Origin of the sequence: Actinomadura sp. BRA 177, from assembly GCF_013372625.1 — a bacterium.
Classification (GTDB): Bacteria; Actinomycetota; Actinomycetes; order Streptosporangiales; family Streptosporangiaceae; genus Spirillospora.
The window spans coordinates 1-21,549 of the sequence record NZ_JABXFD010000360.1 but is presented as its reverse complement, the minus strand read 5'-3'; the positions used below and the strand labels follow the sequence as shown (position 1 = coordinate 21,549).

The window sequence follows — 21,549 nt, the reverse complement described above, 5'->3', positions numbered from 1 at the left end:
AGTTGACGCCTACTCGCCTAGTCGCCTGGCCTCCGGGCAGAGGGAGTCCTGGGTGAGGGAGTCAGCGGCCCTGGAAGTTGGGGGGACGGTTTTCCAGGAAGGCTGTTATGCCTTCCTTGGCGTCTTCTGTGGTGGTTAGGGCTACCAGTTCGGTCAGTAGGTGGGCGACCTGGTCTTCTAGAGGGCGGCCTTCGATGGCGAAGAAGGCGTTGCGGCCTCGGCTCAGGCCCAGGGGGCTCTTGGACGCGATGGTGCGGGCCAGTTCGTCCACACGGGTGTCCAGGTCGGCGCGGGGGACCGCCTCGGTCACCAGGCCTATGTCGCGGGCCTCGGCGGCGGTGATGCGGGCGCCCGTGTAGTAGAGCTTGAAGGCGTGCTTCGGGGCGACGTTCCGGTTGATGATCGCCATGATCATCATGGGCCAGAGGCCTACGTTGACCTCGGGGGTCGCCAGTTTCACGTCGTCGGCGGCGATCACCAGGTCGCAGGCGGCGGCGAGGCCGAGGCCGCCGGCTACGGCGTGGCCGGCCAGGCGGGCGATGATCGGCTTGCCCAGGCGGGGGAAGGCCGTGAAGAGGCGGAACGGGGCGCTCTCGCGGACGGCGGCGGCGTCGGCCAGCGGGCGGCCGTCCGCCTGGGCCCGGCCCAGGCCGCCCAGGTCGGCGCCCGCGCAGAAGGCCCGGTCGCCCGCGCCGGTCAGGACGATCACCCGGACTTCGGGGTCGGATTTCGCACGGGAGAACGCGTCCAGCAGCTCATCGATCATCTGGTCGCTGAGCGAGTTGCGGGCGTCGGGGCGGTTCAGCGTGATGCGGGCGATCCGCTCGTCCACCGCGTAGATGATCGTCTCGTACATGCCCCTCTTCCCGGTCGGAACGGCGTCTGCCCCTGGAACGGCGGCTCCAGGGGCAGACTACGCGGGTCGTCAGAGACGCTCGATGATGGTGGCGTTGGCCTGGCCGCCGCCCTCGCACATCGTCTGCAGGCCGTAGCGGCCGCCGGTGCGCTCCAGCTCGTGCAGGAGCTTGGTCATGAGGACGCCGCCGGTCGCGCCGAGCGGGTGGCCGAGCGCGATGGCGCCGCCGTTCGGGTTGGTCTTCTCCAGCGAGGCGCCGGTGTCGGCCGCCCACGCCATCGGGACCGGGGCGAACGCCTCGTTGACCTCGAAGACGTCGATGTCGTCGATCTTCAGGCCGGACTTGGCCAGCGCCTTCTCCGTCGCCGGGATCGGGCCGGTCAGCATGTAGACCGGGTCGGAGCCGCACACCGCGAGCGTGTGGATGCGGGCGCGCGGGGTCAGGTTGTGCCGCTTGACGGCCTCCTCGGACGCGATGAGCAGCGCGGACGAGCCGACGGAGATCTGCGAGGCCACGGCGGCGGTGATGACGCCGTCCTCGCGGAGGGTCTTCAGGCCCGCCATCTTCTCCATGGTCGTGTCCGCGCGGGCGCCCTCGTCCTTGGACAGGCCGGCGATCGGCGCGATCTCCCGGTCGAAGTGGCCGGCCTCGATGGCCTTGGCGGCGCGCTGGTGGCTCTCCAGCGCGAACCGCTCCAGGTCCTCGCGGGTGAAGCCCCACTTCTCGGCCATCAGCTCGGCGCCGCGGAACTGGGAGATCTCCTGCATGCCGTACCGCTCGGCCCAGCCCTCGCCGTAGGGGAAGGGCATGCCCTTCTCCAGCGCCATCGCGACGGACGAGCCCATCGGGACGATCGCCATCTGCTCGACGCCGGACGCGACGACCAGGTCCTGGGTGCCGGACAGGACGCCCTGCGCGGCGAAGTGGATCGCCTGCTGGGACGACCCGCACTGCCGGTCGATGGTCACGCCGGGCACGGTGTCCGGCAGGCCCGCCGACAGCCACGCGGTGCGCGCGATGTCGAGGGACTGCGGGCCGACCTGCATGACGCAGCCCATGATGTTGTCTTCGACCGCGGAAGGGTCGACGCCGGTGCGGTTCACGAGCTCCTTGAGCACGTGGGCCCCGAGGTCGGCCGGGTGGACGTCCTTCAGGGCGCCCTTCTTGGTACCGACGGGGGTACGGACCGCGCCGACGATGTACGCCTCGGCCACTGCGCCTCCAAATGGTGGGGTTGGTTCCGTCCCGAAACCGAGTGAGATTCGGTTAGTCAGTATGAGATTACATCCATCATGGCGCAACGCCATGTGAGCTGAGTCTCCGGCTAGGCCTTGCGCGCGCCCGCGGGCTCCGGCCGGAGGAGGTCGCCGTCCTCGTCGTCGCCGAGGGACGCCTCGGCCAGCCTGGTCAGGACGTCCGCCAGCTCGGGATGCTCCTCAGGCTCCCAGCCCTCCACGTGTCGGGCCAGGCCCTCGCGGCGGGCGGCGAAAAGGCTGTCGGCCACGAGACGGCCGGATGCGGTTATGGCGAGTGTCCCGTCCCGCCGCTGGACGTACCCGGCCTCGACCAGCTGGTCGACGTATGGGCGTCCCTCCTCGATCGTGACGCCGGCGCGGTCGGCGAGGTCCTGCCGGGCGACCGTGCCGTCCTTGGCGATCCGGCACAGCGCCCACACGCTGCCCGCCGGCAACTCCACTCCGCAGAGGACGGCCAGCCGGTCGTAGAGTTCGGCCGCCTTCGGGTCCCTGCGCATGAGTTCGCTCAAGGCGCGCTCTATCTCGTGCCTGGACGAACGGACGGTCGGCGCCGCCCCGAAGCCCTCGCCGTAGTCGCGCGTCTGGGACGTCGCCCGCAACGGGAGCTCACGCAAGAACCACGTCAGCACGAACGCGATTGCCGCTACTGGCACGGCCCACAGGAACACCGAGTCGATCGACTGCGCATAGGCGTGCAACACCCTCTGCTTGACCTCGGCAGGAAATCTGTCGAGCAACTGAGGGTTCCCCTGGACGGCCGACGGGTCGAACCCAGGAGGCAGCACCGGCGCCAAGCGTCCGATGTTCGAGGCGAGCTGGTTGCTGAAGATGGACCCGAACACCGCGACACCGAACGATCCGCCGATCTGCCGGAAGAACGTGACCCCCGACGTGGCCGACCCGAGGTCCTCGTAGGACACCGCGTTCTGGACGGCGATGACGAGCACCTGCATGACGAGGCCCAGCCCGAACCCCAGCAGCGCGAACCGCAGGCTCATCGACAGCGTGGACGAGTTCTCGTCCAGCCGCGAGCACAGCCACATCGCGATCGCGATCAGCGGCGTGCCGATCACCGGGTAGATCTTGTAGCGGCCGAAGTGGGTGATCAGCTGCCCGGACCCGATCGAGCTGGCCAGCATGCCGAGCATCATCGGCAGCAGGTACACGCCGGACAGCGTCGGCGACACCCCGTGCACGATCTGCAGGAAGATCGGCAGGAACGTCAGCGCGCCGAACATCGCGAAGCCGACCGCGAAGCTGATCGCCGCGCCCAGCGCGAACACCCGGTTCACCAGCAGCTTCGGCGGCATGATCGGCTCGGCGGCGCGCCGCTCGACCAGCACCCACAGGACGATCAGGACGATCGAGCCGGCCAGCAGGCCGAGGATGGGCCCGGAGGTCCAGTCGTAGCGCGTCCCGCCCCAGGTCGTCATCAGCACGAGCCCGACGGCCCAGCCGACGATCAGCAGCGTCCCGAGGTAGTCGATGCGGTGCCGCTCGCGCTCGCCCGTCTTCGGCAGGACGGCGGCGATCACGAACAGCGCGAGCACGCCGATCGGCAGGTTGATGTAGAAGACCCAGCGCCACGACAGGTTGTCGACGAACCAGCCGCCGAGCAGCGGCCCGCACACGCTGGACACGCCGAAGACCGCGCCGAACAGCCCCTGGTAGCGGCCGCGCTCGCGGGGCGGCACCACGTCCCCGACGATCGCGACGACGAGGACCATCAGCCCGCCGCCGCCGAGCCCCTGCAGGGCGCGGAACACGATCAGCTCGAACATGTCCTGCGACAGGCCGCACAGCGCCGACCCGATCAGGAAGATGACGATCGACGCCTGGAACAGCCGCTTGCGCCCGTACTGGTCGCCCAGCTTGCCCCACAGCGGCGTCGAGGACGTCGCGGCGAGCAGGTACGCCGTCACGACCCACGACAGGTGGTTCAGCCCGCCGAGGTCGCTGACGATCGTGGGCAGCGCCGTGGACACGATCGTCTGGTCGAGCGCGGCGAGCAGCATGGCGAGCATGAGCGCGCCGAGGATGACGTAGAGATCGCGGCCCTTCGGCATGGCCCGCTCGTCCCGCGCCGCGCCCTCGACCGTCGTCATGCGGGTGACCTACCCAGGGGCCGGACGAGATCACCCGGCCCCGGCGGGCAGGTCAGCGCACGATGTCGGAGGCGACCTTCGCGGCGCCGATCCCGGCGGCGCCGCCGGCGACGCCCACGGCCCCCGCGGTCACCCACAGCGGCAGGGCCCCGCGGGTCTTCAGCCCGCTCACGACGTCGAGCGAGTCGACGGCGAGGCCGAGCCGCGCCCACACCCGCCGCGCGGAGTCGTCGGCGAGCAGGTAGCCGGCGCCGAGCGCGATCTCCCGGGCGGCGAACATCCGGACCACAAGGTCGCGGCCGGGGTCGGCGGCACCGCCGAGCCCCATCAGCTTCACGGTCAGCTTCGGCGCGGCGAGGGCCGCGAGCCCGAGGGCGACCCGCCCGCGCGCCAGGTTGGTCATCAGGCCGTCGACCTTGTCCCGGCCGTCTACTTCCTTCGCATCTGCCACAAAGGCGAGATTATCGGTCGCACCCCGGCCCGCAACCGGCGGGTAACCCGCTCCTTACACGTCTATCGTGCTGAGAAGGCGGCACTCCCCGGCCCGGAAGGTGACCCCATGGAAGGCATCCTCGCCCTCGTCGTCGTGTCGCTCCTCGCCGCGTTCTGCGTGCGCTGGGCGGCCGTGCGGCTGCGGGTGCCCATGCCCACCCGCGTCGCGGTGATCACCGTGTTCGTGCTCGTCGTCCTCGCGATGTACGGGCAGCACCTGCGCGGGTGAACCGGCGGGAAATTCTCCTGCGGCGGGCCGAACTTACCTTCCCGGCAGTGAGTCATAACTGACGAAACCCGGCTTCACGCCCCGCCCGGCGAAGCCCCACCCTGCCAGCCGACCCTGCCAGTCGATCCGGGAAGCCGGCCCGAGCCGAGGGAGTGCACCAGTGCCGCATCCGGCGCCCGCCGTCCAGCGCAGCGGCGGCACGATCGCCCCGCATCTGAGGCGCCTGCTGGAGTTCGTCGAACCCGGCCGCGACGACGTCTGCCTGGACGTCGCGCGGGGCCGCGGCCCGATGCCCGCCGCGCTCGCCCCCCAGGTACGGCACATGACCGCGGTGGACGCGATGCCGGAGCCGCCGGCCCGCACCGACACGTCCGGACGCATGTCGACGGTCGAGTTCGGCACGGGCCCCGTCCGCATCACCGGGGACGGCGGACCGGACGGCGACCCGCTCCCCGCCGCCGCGACCCGCGAGGACCGCGTGCCGCACCCGATCGGCCCCGACCGTCCGACGATCAAGGCCGACGCCACCGCGCTGCCCTACCGGGACAACGCGTTCTCCCTCGTCACCGCCCGGTTCTCGCTCTACACCCTGGGCGACCCGGACGGCGTGCTGCGCGAGCTGCTGCGGGTCTGCCGCCCGGACGGACGGGTGGTCATCGCCGACCTCGTCCGCGGCAACCTCGCCGGCCCCGAGCGCGACCGGATCGAGCGGCTCCGCGACCCCGACCATCCCGGCACCCCGTCCATCGCCCGGCTCACCGAGATGATCACCTCGGCGGGCGGCAGCATCCGCCGGCTGGACGTGTTCACGGTGGAGCGCCCCATCGAGCCGTGGCTCGCCGGCGCCTGCGACGACGCGTCCGCCGACCGCATCCGCGAAGCCCTCCTGGACGAGGTGGACGGCGGCCCCAAAACCGGCACGAAACCCCGCGTCATAGGCGGCGAGTTGTGGTTCACCCAATCCTGGGCCCACGTAGCCGCCGAACCCATCCCCTGAACTCCGTTCACTTGCGGCATGTTGTTGTTACCGCCGCCCTCAAAAGAACAACACGCCGCAAGTCAAGGGACGAGGACGGCGGCGCCGGTGAAGCGGTCTGCGGCTAGGTCGGCCAACGCGCGGTCTGCTTCGTCCAAGCCGTACGTGTGCGTCGTGACGGCTACGTCCAGGCGGGCGGCCAGTTTCAGGAACTCCTCGCCGTCTGCGCGCGTGTTCGCCGTCACCGAGCGCACCTCACGCTCCTGGAACAGGTGCTGCTGGTAGTCCAAAGCTGGGACGTCGCTCAGATGGATGCCTGCGATCGCGCACGTCCCGCCGCGGTCGAGGTGTTCCAGCGCGGCGGGCACCAGCTCCCCCGCCGGCGCGAAGATGATCGCCGAGTCCAGCGGGTCGGGCGCGGCGTCGAACGAGTCGCCCGCCCAGGACGCCCCCAGGGAGCGGGCCAGCTCGCGGGCGGCCGGGCTGCGCGTGAAGACATGCACGTCGGCACCCTCGGCGAGGGCGATCTGCGCGGCGAGGTGCGCGGAGCCGCCGAACCCCCAGATGCCGAGCCGCCCGCCCGGCGGCAGCGAGGCGCGGCGCAGCGCCCGGTAGCCGATGATGCCCGCGCACAGCAGCGGCGCGGCCCGCACATCGTCCAGTTCGGGCGGCAGCGCGTAGGTGTAGGCGTCGATGGCCAGGGTGTATTCGGCGTACCCGCCGTGCGCGTCCCAGCCGGTGTAGACGGATGAAGGGCACAGGTTCTCGGCGCCGCGACGGCAGAAACGGCACGCGCCGCATGTCCCGCGCAGCCAGGCGACCCCGACCCGGTCACCCGACACGTGCAAGCACCCGGAGCCGGCCGAGACGACCTCGCCGACGATCTCGTGGCCGGGCGTCACCCCCGGCAGGTGGACGGGCAGGTCCCCCTCGGCGACGTGCAGGTCCGTCCGGCAGACGCCGCACGCCAGCACCCGGACGAGCAGCTCGCCCGGACCCGGCGACGGCGCCTCGCGGTCGGCGCGCCGCAGCGGCCCCGACGCGATCGGGGACGGCTCGTCGACCACCCACGCGCGCATCGCTACGGCGTCAGCGGCAGCTCGAACCAGACGGCCTTGCCGTCCGACGTCGGCCGGGCGCCCCAGCGGGTGGCGAGCTGGTCGACCAGGTACAGGCCGCGCCCGCCCTCGTCGGTCTCGCCCGCGCTGCGGATGCGCGGCAGCCGCATGTCGGAGTCGAACACCTCGACCCACACCATGTCGGCGCCGCGCCGCAGCCGGAGCCGGAACTCCTTGGTCGGCGGCTCGCGGCGGCCGAGGTCGGCGCCGAGGTTCCAGTCGTCCTCGTTGAAGTCCGCGCCGTTGAAGTCTGCGCCGTCGAACGCGCCCTCGCCGTCGAGGGCGGCGCCGAAGTCGGTGTTGAACTGCACCGGCGGCGGCGCGCTGAGCGGCTCGCCGCCGCGTCCGGGCGGCCCGGCGGCGACCGGCACGACCATCTCCCGGCGCGGCGCCGGCGTCGCGGTGGCGTGCAGGACGACGTTCGTGACGACCTCCGACACCAGCAGGCACGCGAGCTCGGCCTGCTCGTCGAGCATCCCCCAGGTGGCGAACGCGTCCGCGGCCATCCGGCGGGCCTCCGACACCATGATCGGCTCGGCGGTGAAGGTGCGCTCCTCGACGGCCAGCTCGTCGCCCGCGGTGCGGATCACCACGATCGCGACGTCGTCGTCGATGTCGCCGGGCACCGCGTCGTAGGCGGCGTTCGCGACCGCCTCGACCCCGCCGCCCGCGGCCTTGGCGACGGCGGTGCGGACCATCTCCCGCGACTCCTCGCGGGTGTAGTAGTCGCCGTCGTCCTTCGGCCGCCGGTCGATGAGGCCGTCGGTGTACAGGACGAGCGTGGAGCCCGGCCGCAGCTCGGTCGTCTCCTCGTTGAAGAGGATCTCGCCGCCCATGCCGGGGGCGCGCAGGCCGAGCATGCCGCCCTCGCTCTCGAACGGCAGCTCGCGGACCTCGCCGTCCACGACGAGGAGCGGCGGGTCGTGCCCGGCGTTGGCGAACTCCAGGACCCGCGACCACGCGTCGTACACGAAGTAGGTGCAGGACACGAGCGGCGGCCGGACGAGGTCGTCGCTGTTCCAGCCCGACCGCATCCGCTCGGGGCGCGTCATCGTCCGGACCCACTCGTCCAGCTTGCGGAGGATGTCGGCGGGCGGCTTGTCGTCCTGCGCGAAGGCGCGCAGCGCGGCCCGCAGCTGCCCCATGACGGCGGCGGCGCGCGCGCCGCGCCCCTCGACGTCGCCGATGACGAGGCCGACCCGGCCCGCCGACAGCGGGATCACGTCGTACCAGTCGCCGCCGACCTGCGTCTGGATGCCGTGCCCGTGCGACTCCAGCGGGCGGGCCGGCTCGTACCGCCAGGCGATCTCCAGGCCGTCCAGCGGCGGCGGCCGGTCACCGGGCAGCAGGTGCTTCTGGAAGGCGAGCGCGGTGTCGCGCTCCTCCTCGAACAGCAGCGCGTTGTCGACGGCGATCGCGACCCGGCTGGCGATCGCGCCGAGCAGGTCGCGGTCGAAGCCGTCGTAGTGCGGGTCGGGCCGCTTGGACAGGTTCGACAGCGCCAGGCTCATCACGCCGAGCATCTCGCCGCGCACCAGCAGCGGCGCGGAGATCACCGAGGTGATGCCCATCTCGACGCCGAGCCGCTTGGACGGCTCGGTCGGCGCCTCGAACCGGTGCTGGATCATGTCCTCGACGAGGACGGCGTCGCGGCGGTCCATCGCCTTGGCGCTGAAGTGGCCGGGCGGGTAGGAGACGGGCTCGCCGACCTCCGCCCAGGTGCCCGGCGGCGGCTCCCAGTTCGCGGCGTGCCGGGACACCCGGCGGTAGAGCCGGTCGCCGCTGTACAGGTCGATGAAGCAGTGGTCGGCGAACTGCGGGACGAGCGTGTCGGAGACGCGGCGGAGGGTGTCCTCCAGCTCCAGCGACCCGGCGAGCCGCTCGCCGATCCGCTCCATCAGCCCGTAGCGCTCCTGCTCGCGCTGGTTGGAGCGGAGCGCCTCGCGCGCGAAGATGACCACGCCGTCGACGGCGCCGGACGGGTGCCGCAGCGGCACGGCGTGCGCCCGCGTGTAGACGGTGGTGCCGTCCGCGCGCAGGTTGCAGAAGGTGCCCTCCCAAACGCCGCCCTTGAGGACGTGCTTGGCCAGCTCCGTCGCCTGCTCGTGGTCCTCCTCGGCGATGCCGAGGGACAGGATCGAGTGGCCGATGATCTCGTCGCCGCCGAACCCGAACAGCTGCCGCGCGAACGAGTTGCCGTAGATGACGTTGCTGAAGCGGTCGCAGACGATGACCGCCATCTCCATCAGGTTGAGGACGGTCTCGGGCGGCAGACGCGCCTCGTCAGGCGCTTCCCCCCAGTGGTTCATCTCCGCATCCCGATCCTGCCGACAGTCGCCGTCCCCGGCCCGATGATCACCGAGCGTCGCGGCACGGCCGGTGCACGTGTTCGTCTCGTCGTATTGAACGACGAACCCGCCGCCGGGATACGCCCGAAAGGCACGATGGTATGGAGATCTTCGGTATAGACCGTCGTCGCGGCGGGTGTTCGCACGCCGATCGTGTCAGCGCCTGCTGACGAAGACGTGTTCGGCGATGTCGCGCGGAAGTTCCGTCGCGGGCCCCTCGTCCTCGTCGTCACTGATCACCCGTACCCCGTCATCGGTCGCCCGGAGAATCACCTCTCGTCCCGGTTGTATCCCTATCTGCTTGAGTCTAAGCATCAGGTCGCTGTCGCTCTGCACCTGCTCGCTGATCCGCCGGATCACCGCCTCCGCGCCGGCGGGGCTCGCGACGGCGGTCATCACCGACAGCGGCGCGTGGTCGCCGTCGTCGCCGTGCCCGCCGAGCTCGGACAGCCCGGGGATCGGGTTGCCGTGCGGGCAGGTGGTCGGGTTGTCCAGCAGCGCGACGAGGCGGCGCTCGACGTCCTCCGACATCACGTGCTCCCAGCGGCACGCCTCGATGTGGACGTCCTCCCAGGGCAGGCCGATGACGTTGACCAGCAGGCACTCGGCGAGGCGGTGCTTGCGCATGACGCGCGTGGCGAGACCGCGGCCGCTGTCGGTCAGTGCGAGGTGCCGATCGCCTTCGACCCGGAGCAGGCCGTCGCGCTCCATCCGCGCGACCGTCTGGCTCACCGTCGGGCCGCTCTGGGAGAGCCGCTCCGCGATGCGCGCGCGGAGGGGAACGATCCCCTCCTCTTCGAGCTCGAAAACCGTCCGGAGGTACATCTCCGTGGTATCGATAAGGCCGTGTGAGGTCACAGCTCCCTCCAGTCTTATGACCAACGAGTCTACTTGCTCGGACCCCACCCCGCCGGGTCCCGCGAATATCCCCCTCAAGCCGGGTAGGGGGAACGCACGATGAACGCGAAACCTTCCCGGGACGCGGAACCGTTCCTGCCCGAGACGCCCGCGGAACGCGCCGACCTGGACGCGCTGCGGCACGCGGCGTCCGAGTGCCAGGGCTGCGGCCTTGACGAGAACGCCACTGTGTTCATTGCTTCCGCGACCTCGACTCCTCGCCTGGCGGCTCGGAGCCGAATCGCGCAAGCTGCGAGCGCTGCATCGCTTCGCGATCTTTGCCTTGGAGCATCGCCTCCGGCTCGCTCCAAGGCGCAGCTAACGCGCTCGCGGTGGCTGATGTCGCTGGTGGCCGGGCCACACCAGACCCCGGTGCGGCCGAGCAAGCCGACACCATCACGGAATCCGCATGATCATCCTCGCCCGGTAGGGCGGCAAGCGGCGCATCCACGAGGCGCCGAACGCGGGCGAGATGCGCGCGTGCCGTCCATGGCTGCTGGCCGAGCTGCGGATCCTGGAACCGGACGTGGTCGTCGCGCTGGGCGCCACGGCCGGCAAGGCGCTGCTGGGGTCGTCGTTCAGGGTGACGAAGCAGCGCGGGGTCCTGATGCCGCTGCCCGACCTGGAAACGATCGGCACCCCGTCCGCCGCCCGTGAACTAGGCGACGAGCCGCCGGAACGAGCCGACACACAACTACTAGCGACGATCCACCCGTCCGCCGTCCTGAGAGCCGAAGACCGCGACCAGACCTACGCCGGATTCTTGGACGACCTCAAGACCGCCGCGTCAGTCCTCCACTGAGACGGTCTCGGTCGTGCGGGCGTCGTAGCGGAGGAGGGACGGGACGGCGATCGCGACGACGATCACCAGGGCGGCGCAGACCAGGCCGCCGCCCACCCAGGACGCGGTGGCGCCGGCGACGCTTGCGGTCGCGCCCGCCCGGACGTCCCCGAGCCGGGGGCCGCCCGCGACGACGACGGTGAAGACGCCCTGGAGCCGGCCGCGCAGCTTGTCCGGCGCGTACGTCTGCAGCATCGACTGGCGGAACACCGCCGAGACCAGGTCGGCCGCGCCGCCCACGGCGAGCAGCGCCACCGCGAGCCACAGCTGCCCGGCGAGCCCGGACGCCGCCACCGCCAGCCCCCAGATGACGATCGACACGACGAGGGCGATGCCCTGCTTGCGCACCCGGCCGATCCAGCCGGACGACAGCCCGCCCAGGAACGCTCCAATCGCGATGGCGGCGAACAGCCAGCCGACCGCGCCCTCCCCGCCGAACCGCGTCTCGGCGACCTCCGGGAACAGGGCGCGCGGCATCGCGATCGCCATCGCGATGATGTCCACGACGAACGACATGAGCAGTACCGGCTGCGTGGCCAGGTAGCGCAGCCCGTCGATCACCGAGCGCAGGCCGGGCGAGCCGGTGATGTCGCCGAGCGGCGGGATCGGCGGGAGCCGCAGCGCCGCGTAGAGGACGACGGTGAACAGCACGGCGTCGAGCGCGTAGGCCGCCGCGTAGTGCCAGTGGGCCAGCAGCACGCCCGCGAACAGCGGCCCGGCGAGCATCCCGAACTGGCTGGCGGTGAAGTTGAGGGTGTTGGCCGCCGGGACGAGCGTCCGGTCGACCAGCCGGGGGATGATCGCGCTGCGGGTCGGCGACGCCACCGCGAACCCCATCGCCTGGATCGCCACCACGCCGAAGATCAGGGTGAGGCTGCCGATGCCGAGCAGCGCCTGGAGGAGCAGCAGCAGCGTCGCGACCCACATCACGCAGGACGAGACGAACAGCAGCCTGCGCCGGTCCATGTGGTCGGCGATCGCGCCGCCCCACAGCCCGAACACGATCAGCGGGACGAGGTTGACGAAGCCGAGCACGCCGACCCACAGCGACGACCTCGTCATGTCGTACACCTGGACGGGGACGGCGACGGCGGTGACCTGGAACCCGACGAACGACACGCCCTGCCCGAGCCACAGCCGCCGGTAGGCGGGCATCCCGAGCGGCCGGGTGTCGATGGCCAGCCGCCGCAGCCTGTTGCGCGCGGTTCTCCGCGGCTCGGCGGGCTCGTCCTCCGGCTCGTCCTTCTGGACGGTGTCAGGAGTCTCGGCGGGGGGTGGCTGCTGTTCCGGTGTCACGGGGACAGTCTCTCCACCGTCCACTCCCCGGGGTCGTCCGCACCCCCCGGAAATAGTTCGCGACGGTAACGAATCCGGTCGTGCAGCCGGTCGCGGCGCCCCTGCCAGAACTCGATCGACTCCGGGACGACCCGGTACCCGCCCCAGAAGTCCGGCAGCGGGACGTCCTCACCCGGCGAGCCAGGCGTGCCCGGCGGCTGCCCGGCGGCCGGATCCGGCCAGCGCCCGGCGGCCTCGGCGTAGCGGCGTTCCAGCACGTCGCGGTCCGGGATGACGCCCGACTGGTGCTCGCTCGCCCAGGCGCCGAGCCGCGAGCCGTACGGGCGCGTCCCGAAGTAGGCGGCCGACTCGTCCCGGGTCAGCTCGGCCGCCGGCCCCGCGACGCGCACCTGCCGGTACAGCGGATGCCACGGGAACACCAGCGCCGCGCGCGGGTTCTCCGCGAGATCGCGCCCTTTGTGGGACGTGAGGTTGGTGAAGAAGCGGAACCCCTGCGGCCCGTAGCCCTTCAGCAGCACGAGCCGGGCGCTCGGGACGCCGGCCCCGGAGGCGGTCGCGAGCACCATCGCGTTGGGTTCGACCAGCCCCGACGCGTGGACGTCGGCGAACCACGCGGCGAACAGCGCGAGCGGATCGGAGGGGAGCGCCGACTCGGACAATTCGCCCGACTCGTAAGATCTCCGGAGCCGCGCGGGATCGGGCGTTGGGGAACTCACAGCGTCAGAGCCTCTCACCTGGGGCGGGTGCAACTGGCACGACCCCTGGGTACTGGTCAGTAAGGCGGACAGGGTTCAATGGCACGGCACCGCCTTATCACTCTTGGGGACGAAAGGCAGGACGCTATGTCCGACTTCAAACCTGGTCTTGAGGGGGTCGTCGCCTTCGAGACCGAGATCGCCGAACCGGACAAGGAGGGCGGCGCCCTCCGCTACCGGGGCGTCGACATCGAGGAACTCGTCGGCCGCGTCTCCTTCGGTGACGCCTGGGGCCTCCTGGTCGACGACAGCTTCACCCCGGGACTGGCCCCCGCCGATCCGCACCTGCTGCCGGTCACCTCCGGCGACGTGCGGGTGGACGTGCAGAGCGCGCTCCCCACCCTCGCCCCCGCGTACGGCATGAGGCCGCTGCTCGACATCACCGACGAGGAGGCCCGCGCCGACCTCGCCCGCGTGTCGGTGACGGCGCTGTCGTTCGTGGCGCAGTCCGCGCGCGGCGTCGGCGTGCCGATGGTCCCGCAGCACCGGATCGACGAGTCCGGCACCATCACCGAGCGGTTCATGGTCCGCTGGCGCGGTGAGCCCGACCCGAAGCACGTCCGGGCCATCGACGCGTACTGGGTGTCGGCCGCCGAGCACGGCATGAACGCCTCCACCTTCACCGCGCGGGTGATCGCCTCCACCGGGGCGGACGTCGCGGCCAGCATCTCCGGCGCCATCGGCGCCATGTCGGGCCCGCTGCACGGCGGCGCGCCGGCCCGCGTCCTGCCGATGATCGAGAAGGTCGAGCAGCTCGGCGACGCGCGCAAGGTCGTGGCCGGCATCCTCGACTCCGGCGAGCGGCTGATGGGCTTCGGCCACCGCGTCTACCGCGCCGAGGACCCGCGCGCCCGCGTGCTGCGGCGCACCGCCAAGGAGCTGGACGCCCCGCGCTTCGAGGCCGCCAAGGCCCTGGAGGACGCCGCCCTCGCCGAGCTGCGCGAGCGCCGCCCGGACCGCCCGATCGAAACCAACGTCGAGTTCTGGGCCGCGGTCATCCTGGACTTCGCCGAGGTCCCGACCGCGATGATGCCCGCCATGTTCACCTGCGGCCGCACCGCCGGCTGGGCGGCGCACATCCTGGAGCAGAAGCGCACCGGACGGCTCGTCCGCCCGAGCGCGAAGTACACCGGCCCGGGCAGCCGCACCATCGGCGAGGTCGCGGGCGCAGCGGACGTCCTCAAGGGCTGAAAGACCTTTCCCCCCGCACCGACGCACCTTGAGGCCCCCGGTCCGGAACCGGGGGCCTTTCGCGTGTCTACTGCGCCGCGGCCTCGGGTTCGCCGTCGCCGGGCGGGCAGGAGGCTTTGCCCTGGTCGCCGGCGATGAGGCGGCCGCAGACCTGGCGGACCTCGGTGGTCCCGTCGGGCTTGATCGTCGCCAGCATGACCGGCTTGTCCAGGACCTGGTGGCCGGTGCTGCGGGAGCTGAAGCGGATGACGCCGCTCGCCCCGTTCCGCAGGACGTCGTGGTCCGGGTCGTTCAGCGCCGCGAACACCGACCCCGCCGACGGCAGCGCGTTCTCCTGCCAGTAGACCTTGCTCGCCACGGTCGCGATGAGGGTCACCGCGTCGTAGGCGACGGCGGCGCGGGTGATGGACGGCCGCTGGCCCGGCGCGACGTCCTCGTCCGTCATCGCGCGGACGGCCGGGTCGTAGTCGGAGTAGAACGTCTGCGGGGCCTGGTCGCCGATCCAGCGCCACGTCCACGCCTCCCGCGCGGCGAGCGGCGTGAAGTACAGGTCGAAGGTGTTCTTGCGGCCGATCTCGTCGGCGTTGTCGCTGACGTACTTGGCGATCTCGTCGTCCGCCATGACCAGCGGACGCTTCGGGCACGACAGCTCCAGGACGTTGATGAACGAGCGGAACTCGTCGGAACGTCCGGCGTAGTAGAACATGTCGGGCTGGTCCTGGCACGCCTCCCGGACGGCCTTGTTCAGCTCGCCCGGGTTCTTGTAGGGGCGCATGAGCGCCTTGCCCGGCCGGAACGCCTTCTCGAAGTCGGTGGCCAGGTTCCGGCTGTAGAGGTCGTCGGGGTCGCCGTCGTAGATGACGACCGCGTCGTCCACCTTCTTGCCGTTGACGTCGCCGTGCCGCGCCCAGTAGGCGGCGTGCTCGGCGGTCCGCTTGTTCGGCGACGCGAGCCGGAAGTAGTACGGCGAGTAGCCGGCGTCGCCGTCCAGCAGCGCCGTCCCGTCGTAGCTGTTGGCGGTGCCGACCAGCGGCAGCGCCGACTTGGCCAGCAGCTTGATCGCCTCGTTCGTCTGCCGGCGGCTCTGCTCGAAGCCGACCACCGCGACGATGGTGCGGTCCTTCAGCGCCAGCTTGCGGATCTGCCGGGCGACGGGCACGGCGTACTGGAACTTGGCGCCCGCGTTGGCGATCAGCACCCGCAGCCGCAGGTCTTTGCCCTCGGCCGCGTCGTTGAACCGCTTCTGCGCGATCGCCAGCCCGATCAGCTCGCCCTGCACCCCGGCGAGCAGGTCGATCCGCTTGTTCTTGATGGACGGGTCGGCGGTGACCGGACCGAGGTAGACGACCGTCGCGTACGGCTTGCCGGACTCCTTGACGTGGTCGTTCAGCGCCTCGATGTGGTCGAGCACCTCGTTCAGCCGGTTGTCGTTGTTCTTGCCGCCCGAGTCCTCGCCGAAGCGGAACGATCCGTCGGTGATGCCGACGCACTCGCCGTTCGACATCCGCCGGATCCCGAACGGCGAGCAGTACTTCACCACCTGCACCGAGATCACCGTGATGGACGCCGCCGCGACCGCGACCATCGCGATCCACGGCAGCGCCGGGTGCGCGAGCCGCGGGCGGCGCCGCACCGGCCGGACGGGCGGCAGGTCGCCGCCCGGGTCGCGGGTGACGTCGACGCGCAGCTCGCGGCGGGAGCCGAGCGCGCCGACGCGGCGCTGCTCGCGGGTGTAGCGGTCCCACAGGCCGCGCGCGCCGATGACGCTCTGCGGCTCGCCGGACGACACGTCCACCCGGACGGCCTCCGCGAGCCGGTCGAGGAGCCGCGGCGCCGCCGGGTCGTCCCCGCCGGGCGCGTTCGGGTCGAAGCCGGAGACCCGGTCGCTCGCCTGGCATTCGGCGCGGACCCGCTCGGCCAGCTCCACGAACGCCACGCCAGGATGCCCGGCCGCCAGGTGCTCGAAGATCAGCACCGGGTAGCGGACGCGGGCCCACGCGGCGCGCCGGTAGTCGCGCCGGTAGTTGCGGCGCAGGTCCTCCAGGAACGCGGCGACGAGCAGCAGGTCGAGCTGCTCGCCGTGGTCGTCCGGCTCGACGGGGCGCGGGTCGAACACGCCGAGCGCGAAGCCGAGGAACCCGGTGGAGTCGCGGTCGACGTAGGGCTGGCGCAGGAACCAGCCGAACCGCCGCACCCCGTACCAGCCGCGCGTCCGGGCGACGATCTGCACGGCCACGAAGCCGAGCCCGATGACGGCGGCGAGCACGGCGGACGCGAGGTCGAGCGCGGCCGCCGTCCCGGCGCTGATCAGCGCGACGACCGCGATCCCGATCGGGGCGATCTGCTCCAGGAACGACAGGAACGTGGCGGGCCGGCCGCGCGGCTCCGCCAGGTCGCGCAGCACGTCCCGGCCGCGGCGGCGGATCACCCGGTTCAGCTCGCGGCGGCGCGCGTTCTCGTTGTCGCCGACGGGCGGATGCGTGAGCCGCCGGACGAGCTGGTGGTTCTCCCGCTCGGCGGCCGAGGCGCCGCGCGGGACGGGCCGGTCCCCGGCGCGCCGGATCTCCCGCAGGTCGCGCAGCCACAGCGCCATCTCCAGCAGCGGGAACCGCAGCCCCGGCTCGGCGCGGCCGTGGCTGGACGGCTGCGACAGCTCCCGCTTGGCCTCCCGCAGCACGCCCGCGACGTCGGTGGCGGGCGTGTCGGCGGCGATGTGCGACACCGGGGCGCGCTCGTCCTCGCAGCGCGACTTCAGCAGCTCGGCCGCGTGGGAGGTGGCGCGACTGGGACCGAGCAGCAGGAGCAGCGGCCGCAGCCGCTCCCGCAACCGCCATTTCGGCCGCTCCCGCAGCCGTTCGAACAGGTCGAGCACTCCGCGCAGCCGATCCTCGCTCAGGATCCGGTCGCCGTCGCTCGCCATACGTCAACGCCTCCCGTGTTCATTGCACTGCCCTTGGCGTCGGGCGCTGGGGCGCCCTCCTTTGGCGGGCACTGCGGCGATCGCTGCATCGCTCCGACTCGCCTAGCGGCTCGCTGCGCGATCAGGTTTCTCGCGAGCTCGAAACCTGGCTTCGCACGCGATCGCGACGCCTCGGGTCGTTGACGGCTGAGCCCCACCCCTACAGGCCGAACTTCGGTTACCTTGTCATCATTGGCGGCATGAGAGAAGACCGTTCCGCCGACAACGAGCCACTCGACGGCGATGTCGGTCCCGCGTCCGTGGCAGGTGCCGCGAAGGTCGATGCCGCTGAGGAGTTGCGGCGGTACGAGGTCGAGCGCGAGGCGCGGCGGCGCCGGACGAACGCCGTGTCGGGACGGATCGCCGTCGCCGCCGCCGTCCTGTTCCTGGCGTTCCTGATCTACGACTCCGTCAACACGGCCGTCGAGGCGCACTCCAAGGGCGACGACTGGATCTACCCGCCGGCCGTCGTCGCCGCCGTCTGCGCGGCGGCGCTCGCGGCCCTGCTGACCTGGGCATGGCGGCGCCGGCGTCTCGGCATGTGAACCCGGCCCGCGATCTTCGTAGCAGGTCAGATAGCCTTCTACAAGTGACCGACAGCGCGAATCCAACCATTGACATTCCAGCCGATCTCAAGCCGGCCGACGGCCGTTTCGGGTGCGGTCCGTCCAAGGTCCGTCCCGAGCAGCTCGCCGCCCTCGCCGAGTCGGGCTCGACCTACATGGGGACCTCGCACCGCCAGAAGCCGGTGAAGTCCCTCGTCGGGCGCGTCCGGGAGGGGCTCTCCCAGCTGTTCTCCCTGCCCGACGGGCACCAGGTCCTGCTCAGCAACGGCGGCACCACCGCGTTCTGGGACGCGGCCGCGTTCGGGCTCGTCCGGCAGCGCTCGCAGCACCTGACGTTCGGTGAGTTCTCCAGCAAGTTCGCCAAGGTCACCACGGGCGCGCCCTGGCTGGGCGAGCCCACCGTCATCTCCGGCCCGCCCGGAACGCACCCGGAGGCGTCCGCCGAGGAGGACGTCGACGTCTACGCGCTCACCCACAACGAGACCTCGACCGGCGTCGCGATGCCGATCAGGCGCCCGGCGGGCACGACCGCGCGCGAGGGCCTCGTCCTGGTGGACGCCACGTCCGGCGCGGGCGGCCTGCCCGTGGACGTGACCGAGACCGACGTCTACTACTTCGCGCCGCAGAAGTCCTTCGCGGCGGACGGCGGCCTGTGGGTGGCGCTCGCGTCCCCGGCGGCCCTGGAGCGGATCGACGAGATCGCCATGTCCGACCGGTACGTCCCGGAGTTCTTCAACCTGAAGACCGTCGTGGACAACTCCGCCAAGGACCAGACCTACAACACCCCGGCCGTGGCCACGCTGCTGCTGCTCGCCGAGCAGATCGAGTGGATGAACGGCAACGGCGGGCTGGCGTGGACGACGTCCCGCACGGCCGACTCGTCCCAGCGGCTCTACACCTGGGCGGAGAAGACCTCGTACACGACGCCGTTCGTCGTCGACTCGGCGCAGCGTTCCCAGGTCGTCGGCACCGTCGACTTCAACGACGACGTGGACGCCGCGGCCGTCGCGAAGGTGCTGCGCGCCAACGGGATCGTCGACACCGAGCCGTACCGCAAGCTGGGCCGCAACCAGCTGCGCATCGGCATGTTCCCGGCCATCGACCCCGACGACGTCGAGGCGCTGACGAACTGCATCGACTACGTGGTCGAGCGCATCTGACGGTGTGAACCCTCGGGGGCGCCACGCCGCGCCCCCGAGAGCCCGTCCTAGGACGCGACGGGGACGAGGCCGCCGGTTCCGCCGGCGCGCTGGACGGCGCGGTGGAGCAGGCCGGCGCGGTCGCGGTCCTGGTCGGCGGCGGTGAACCCCGTCCAGACGCGCGGGTCCATGTCGGTGTCGCGGGCCGTGGGCAGGAAGTTCGCCGTCGCGAGCACTTCGGGACTATCGCGGCGGCCGGGGCGGCGCTCCATGCCGATCTTCACGTAGGTGCCCTCGCGGAGCATGACGACGCTGGCGAACTCGACGCGCGTGTGCCGCTCGGCGTCCCGGAACCAGCGCGGGTTGGACGCCCAGTAGAGGTTCTGGTCGGTGTCCACGGCGACGGTCAGCGGGCTGAGCGCGCCCCGGGCCAGGTGCACCTCGGTGGGGCGGTCGCGGTGGACCCAGGCCAGCGCGACCCGTCCGACCACGGCTTCGAGGACGGCGGTCACGTCGGACGGCCCCCGGCAGCCGGCGAGCAGCTGGAAGAGCGGCTCGCTGTCGGTCGTCCCGGACGCGGGCGGCAGCGCGAACCGGGCCCGCAGGTCGGCGGCGTCGATGTCGCCGTTGTGGGTGGCCACGACGTCCTGGACGGCCATCGGGCTGGCGTTGCGCGGCTCCAGCGGCGATCCCTGCGTGGCCCAGCGGGTGTGGCCGAGCGCGACGGGCGAGCGGTCCAGCTCGGGCACGTACGCCGGGCGCCAGGCCTCGGAGAACCGTCCGCGTCCCTTCACCACCCGGCAGCCGCCCGGGGGGCCGCCGAGGCTCGGCCATCCGCCGAGGCCGGGCCACGCGCCGAGGAGCGCGAGGCCCGCAGAGTCCGTCCCGCGTTCTTCGGCGAGCATCCCCAGCGTGACGAACACGTCCGACGCCCGCCCGGGGTCGTCGGCGAACGGCGAACGCACCAACCCGAACAATCCACACATGTCTGATGAGATGCACATCATGGGCGGACGGTTCGAGTCGTCCATGGGGCCGAATAGGCTCGGACCCGTGAACCGTGCGCCCCAATGGCTGCTTCCCACCGTGCTGACCGCGCTCGTCCTCGCCGTGGTCGTCGGTGCGCTGCTGAGCTGACCGGCGCGGGACATATGATCGACGGGGCGCGGAACGGGGATGATCAGGCCATGTCAGCAAGCCGCATCGTCGCTCGCGCCGGTGCCGCGCTCGCCGTCGCCGGCGCGTCCGTCGCCGTCTTCTCCCCCGCCGCGAACGCCGCCCCGGCCGGTGCCGCCGCGCGGGACGACGACCGGGTCGCGTTCACCATCCGGGACCAGCGGATCACCGAGTCCAGCGGTCTCGCGGCGAGCACCCGGCACCCGGGCGTCGTCTACACGCACAACGACTCCGGCGGCGTCCCGGAGATCTTCGCGCTCGGCCCGGACGGGCGGGTGCGGGCCGTGCTCAAGGTGGGCGGCGCGAGCGCCCGCGACTGGGAGGCCATCGCGCTCGGCAAGGACGGCCGCGGCCGTCCCTCGATCTTCGTGGCGGACATCGGCGACAACCTCGGCGGCGCCTGGCCGTACGTGACCGTGTACCGGATCCCGGAGCCGGCGAACCTGCGCAGCCAGACGCTGCGCGCCACCGCGTTCAAGATCAAGTACTCGGACGGGCCGCGCAACGCCGAGACGCTCATGATCAACCCGAAGACCAACCGGCTCTACATCGCCAGCAAGCTGTTCGGCGGCAAGATATACGAGGCGCCCAAGCCGCTGCGATCGAGCGGGTTCAACGTCATGCGCAAGGTCGGCGACGCGCCCGCCATCGCCACCGACGGCGCCTTCTCCCCCGACGGCCGCACCTGCGTGATCCGGACGTACTTCGGCGCCCGGCTGTACTCGGTGCTGCCCAACGGCAGGCCCGGCAAGTCGATCAAGTCGATCGACCTGCCCGTCCAGGCGCAGGGCGAGTCGGTGACCTACACGGCGGACGGGAAGTCGCTGCTGGTGGGGTCAGAGGGCAAGAACCAGCCCGTCTACCAGGTGCCACTGCCGGAGGAGGCGCGGCCGTCGCCGTCGTCCACCCCGAAGAACGCGGAGACGACCGGCAAGTCCGAAGAGGGGCGCCGGGACGCCACCAACACGCGGGTGGGGTTGTTCCTCGCGCTGGGCATCGCGGGCGCGGTCGGCTACGGCCTGATGCGGAGACGGCGGTGACGCGCGGGAACCGGGTGACGGGAGTAGCCCGTACAACCTGACCGGCACGATGGAAAAGGCTTTCGGAGGACGACCGGATCGCGGAAGGAGGCGACGGTCCCGCGCGGACCCGTGTGAAGATGCGGACTGTGGAGCATGAGCTGGTGGGCCTCGCGGGTTCCGGCGGCCGGTGGCGGCCGGTCGCCGCGGGCCCGTTCACCGTCGTCGCGGTGGCGCTGGCGCTGCTGCCGATCCGCCCGGTGTGGCTGTGGGCCGCGCTGATCGGCGCGGTCCCCGCGATCCCGTGGCTGCTCGGCGCCGTGCCGGAC

At 71.8% G+C, this 21,549-nt stretch carries 20 protein-coding genes; 9 read left to right on the top strand and 11 right to left on the bottom strand.

Annotation, left to right across the window (positions count from 1 at the left end; translation table 11 throughout):
• Nucleotides 1-61 precede the first annotated feature (61 nt).
• From HUX53_RS20400 to HUX53_RS20385, 4 genes are all read right to left on the bottom strand, one after another.
• Nucleotides 62-856: an enoyl-CoA hydratase/isomerase family protein gene (locus HUX53_RS20400; RefSeq protein ID WP_176404814.1), complete on the bottom strand. Its 795-nt coding sequence runs from the start codon at nucleotides 854-856 to the stop codon at nucleotides 62-64.
• Between the two features lie 69 nt (nucleotides 857-925).
• Nucleotides 926-2,071 carry an acetyl-CoA C-acetyltransferase gene (locus HUX53_RS20395; protein WP_176404813.1) on the bottom strand — a complete coding sequence of 382 codons (1,146 nt, stop codon included), beginning with the start codon at nucleotides 2,069-2,071 and terminating at the stop codon, nucleotides 926-928.
• A gap of 110 nt (nucleotides 2,072-2,181) precedes the next feature.
• Complete coding sequence (locus tag HUX53_RS20390) at nucleotides 2,182-4,218, bottom strand: MFS transporter (protein WP_176404812.1); 2,037 nt, start codon at nucleotides 4,216-4,218, stop codon at nucleotides 2,182-2,184.
• Between the two features lie 52 nt (nucleotides 4,219-4,270).
• The gene (locus tag HUX53_RS20385) at nucleotides 4,271-4,669 is read right to left on the bottom strand and encodes a hypothetical protein (protein ID WP_309237336.1); all 399 of its coding nucleotides are present in this window, start codon (nucleotides 4,667-4,669) and stop codon (nucleotides 4,271-4,273) included.
• 108 nt (nucleotides 4,670-4,777) lie between these two features.
• Here HUX53_RS20385 and HUX53_RS20380 point away from each other — a divergent pair, with 108 nt between their 5' ends.
• Complete coding sequence (locus tag HUX53_RS20380; RefSeq protein WP_165965296.1) at nucleotides 4,778-4,939, top strand: hypothetical protein; 162 nt, start codon at nucleotides 4,778-4,780, stop codon at nucleotides 4,937-4,939.
• 160 nt (nucleotides 4,940-5,099) lie between these two features.
• Nucleotides 5,100-5,936, top strand: a complete 837-nt coding sequence (locus HUX53_RS20375; RefSeq protein ID WP_176404811.1) for a class I SAM-dependent methyltransferase — start codon at nucleotides 5,100-5,102, stop codon at nucleotides 5,934-5,936.
• Between the two features lie 62 nt (nucleotides 5,937-5,998).
• Here the strand turns inward: HUX53_RS20375 and HUX53_RS20370 are convergent, their stop codons facing one another.
• From HUX53_RS20370 to HUX53_RS20360, 3 genes are all read right to left on the bottom strand, one after another.
• Complete coding sequence (locus tag HUX53_RS20370; RefSeq protein ID WP_176404810.1) at nucleotides 5,999-6,994, bottom strand: zinc-dependent alcohol dehydrogenase family protein; 996 nt, start codon at nucleotides 6,992-6,994, stop codon at nucleotides 5,999-6,001.
• Between the two features lie 2 nt (nucleotides 6,995-6,996).
• Entirely contained in the window at nucleotides 6,997-9,342 is a 2,346-nt protein-coding gene (locus tag HUX53_RS20365; RefSeq protein WP_176404809.1) for a SpoIIE family protein phosphatase, read from the bottom strand.
• Between the two features lie 195 nt (nucleotides 9,343-9,537).
• Nucleotides 9,538-10,239, bottom strand: a complete 702-nt coding sequence (locus tag HUX53_RS20360) for a metal-dependent transcriptional regulator (RefSeq protein ID WP_176404808.1) — start codon at nucleotides 10,237-10,239, stop codon at nucleotides 9,538-9,540.
• 484 nt (nucleotides 10,240-10,723) lie between these two features.
• On the opposite strand from HUX53_RS20360, the gene HUX53_RS20355 reads away from it, so the two are divergent.
• Complete coding sequence (locus tag HUX53_RS20355) at nucleotides 10,724-11,080, top strand: uracil-DNA glycosylase family protein (protein WP_309237337.1); 357 nt, start codon at nucleotides 10,724-10,726, stop codon at nucleotides 11,078-11,080.
• Here HUX53_RS20355 and HUX53_RS20350 read toward each other — a convergent pair.
• Together HUX53_RS20350 and pdxH are read right to left on the bottom strand one after the other, a co-directional pair.
• On the bottom strand, nucleotides 11,066-12,415 hold the full coding sequence (locus HUX53_RS20350) for an MFS transporter (RefSeq protein ID WP_309237335.1): 1,350 nt from the start codon (nucleotides 12,413-12,415) through the stop codon (nucleotides 11,066-11,068). The genes HUX53_RS20355 and HUX53_RS20350 overlap by 15 nt on opposite strands.
• Nucleotides 12,412-13,074 carry a pyridoxamine 5'-phosphate oxidase gene (gene pdxH / locus HUX53_RS20345; protein ID WP_255205445.1) on the bottom strand — a complete coding sequence of 221 codons (663 nt, stop codon included), beginning with the start codon at nucleotides 13,072-13,074 and terminating at the stop codon, nucleotides 12,412-12,414. Before pdxH ends, HUX53_RS20350 begins: the two co-directional genes overlap by 4 nt.
• Before the next feature lie 183 nt (nucleotides 13,075-13,257).
• Between pdxH and HUX53_RS20340 the strand changes: the two genes are divergently transcribed.
• Nucleotides 13,258-14,361, top strand: coding sequence for a citrate synthase 2 (locus tag HUX53_RS20340; RefSeq protein ID WP_176404805.1), 1,104 nt, complete (start codon nucleotides 13,258-13,260; stop codon nucleotides 14,359-14,361).
• 67 nt (nucleotides 14,362-14,428) lie between these two features.
• On the opposite strand, the gene HUX53_RS20335 is transcribed toward HUX53_RS20340, so the two are convergent.
• Complete coding sequence (locus HUX53_RS20335) at nucleotides 14,429-17,281, bottom strand: hypothetical protein (protein WP_176404804.1); 2,853 nt, start codon at nucleotides 17,279-17,281, stop codon at nucleotides 14,429-14,431.
• Nucleotides 17,282-17,520: 239 nt separating this feature from the next.
• Between HUX53_RS20335 and HUX53_RS20330 the strand changes: the two genes are divergently transcribed.
• A complete protein-coding gene (locus HUX53_RS20330) occupies nucleotides 17,521-17,865 on the top strand; it encodes a hypothetical protein (protein WP_176404803.1) in 345 nt (114 codons plus the stop codon).
• 44 nt (nucleotides 17,866-17,909) lie between these two features.
• Entirely contained in the window at nucleotides 17,910-19,046 is a 1,137-nt protein-coding gene (serC, locus tag HUX53_RS20325) for a phosphoserine transaminase (protein WP_309237334.1), read from the top strand.
• A gap of 47 nt (nucleotides 19,047-19,093) precedes the next feature.
• Here the strand turns inward: serC and HUX53_RS20320 are convergent, their stop codons facing one another.
• The gene (locus tag HUX53_RS20320; RefSeq protein ID WP_176404801.1) at nucleotides 19,094-19,990 is read right to left on the bottom strand and encodes a hypothetical protein; all 897 of its coding nucleotides are present in this window, start codon (nucleotides 19,988-19,990) and stop codon (nucleotides 19,094-19,096) included.
• 19 nt (nucleotides 19,991-20,009) lie between these two features.
• On the opposite strand from HUX53_RS20320, the gene HUX53_RS20315 reads away from it, so the two are divergent.
• From HUX53_RS20315 to HUX53_RS20305, 3 genes are all read left to right on the top strand, one after another.
• Entirely contained in the window at nucleotides 20,010-20,162 is a 153-nt protein-coding gene (locus HUX53_RS20315) for a hypothetical protein (protein WP_176404798.1), read from the top strand.
• Between the two features lie 50 nt (nucleotides 20,163-20,212).
• Nucleotides 20,213-21,241, top strand: a complete 1,029-nt coding sequence (locus HUX53_RS20310; RefSeq protein ID WP_217919661.1) for a hypothetical protein — start codon at nucleotides 20,213-20,215, stop codon at nucleotides 21,239-21,241.
• Between the two features lie 119 nt (nucleotides 21,242-21,360).
• On the top strand, nucleotides 21,361-21,549 hold a 189-nt coding region (locus tag HUX53_RS20305; RefSeq protein WP_217919660.1), incomplete at its 3' end, for a hypothetical protein.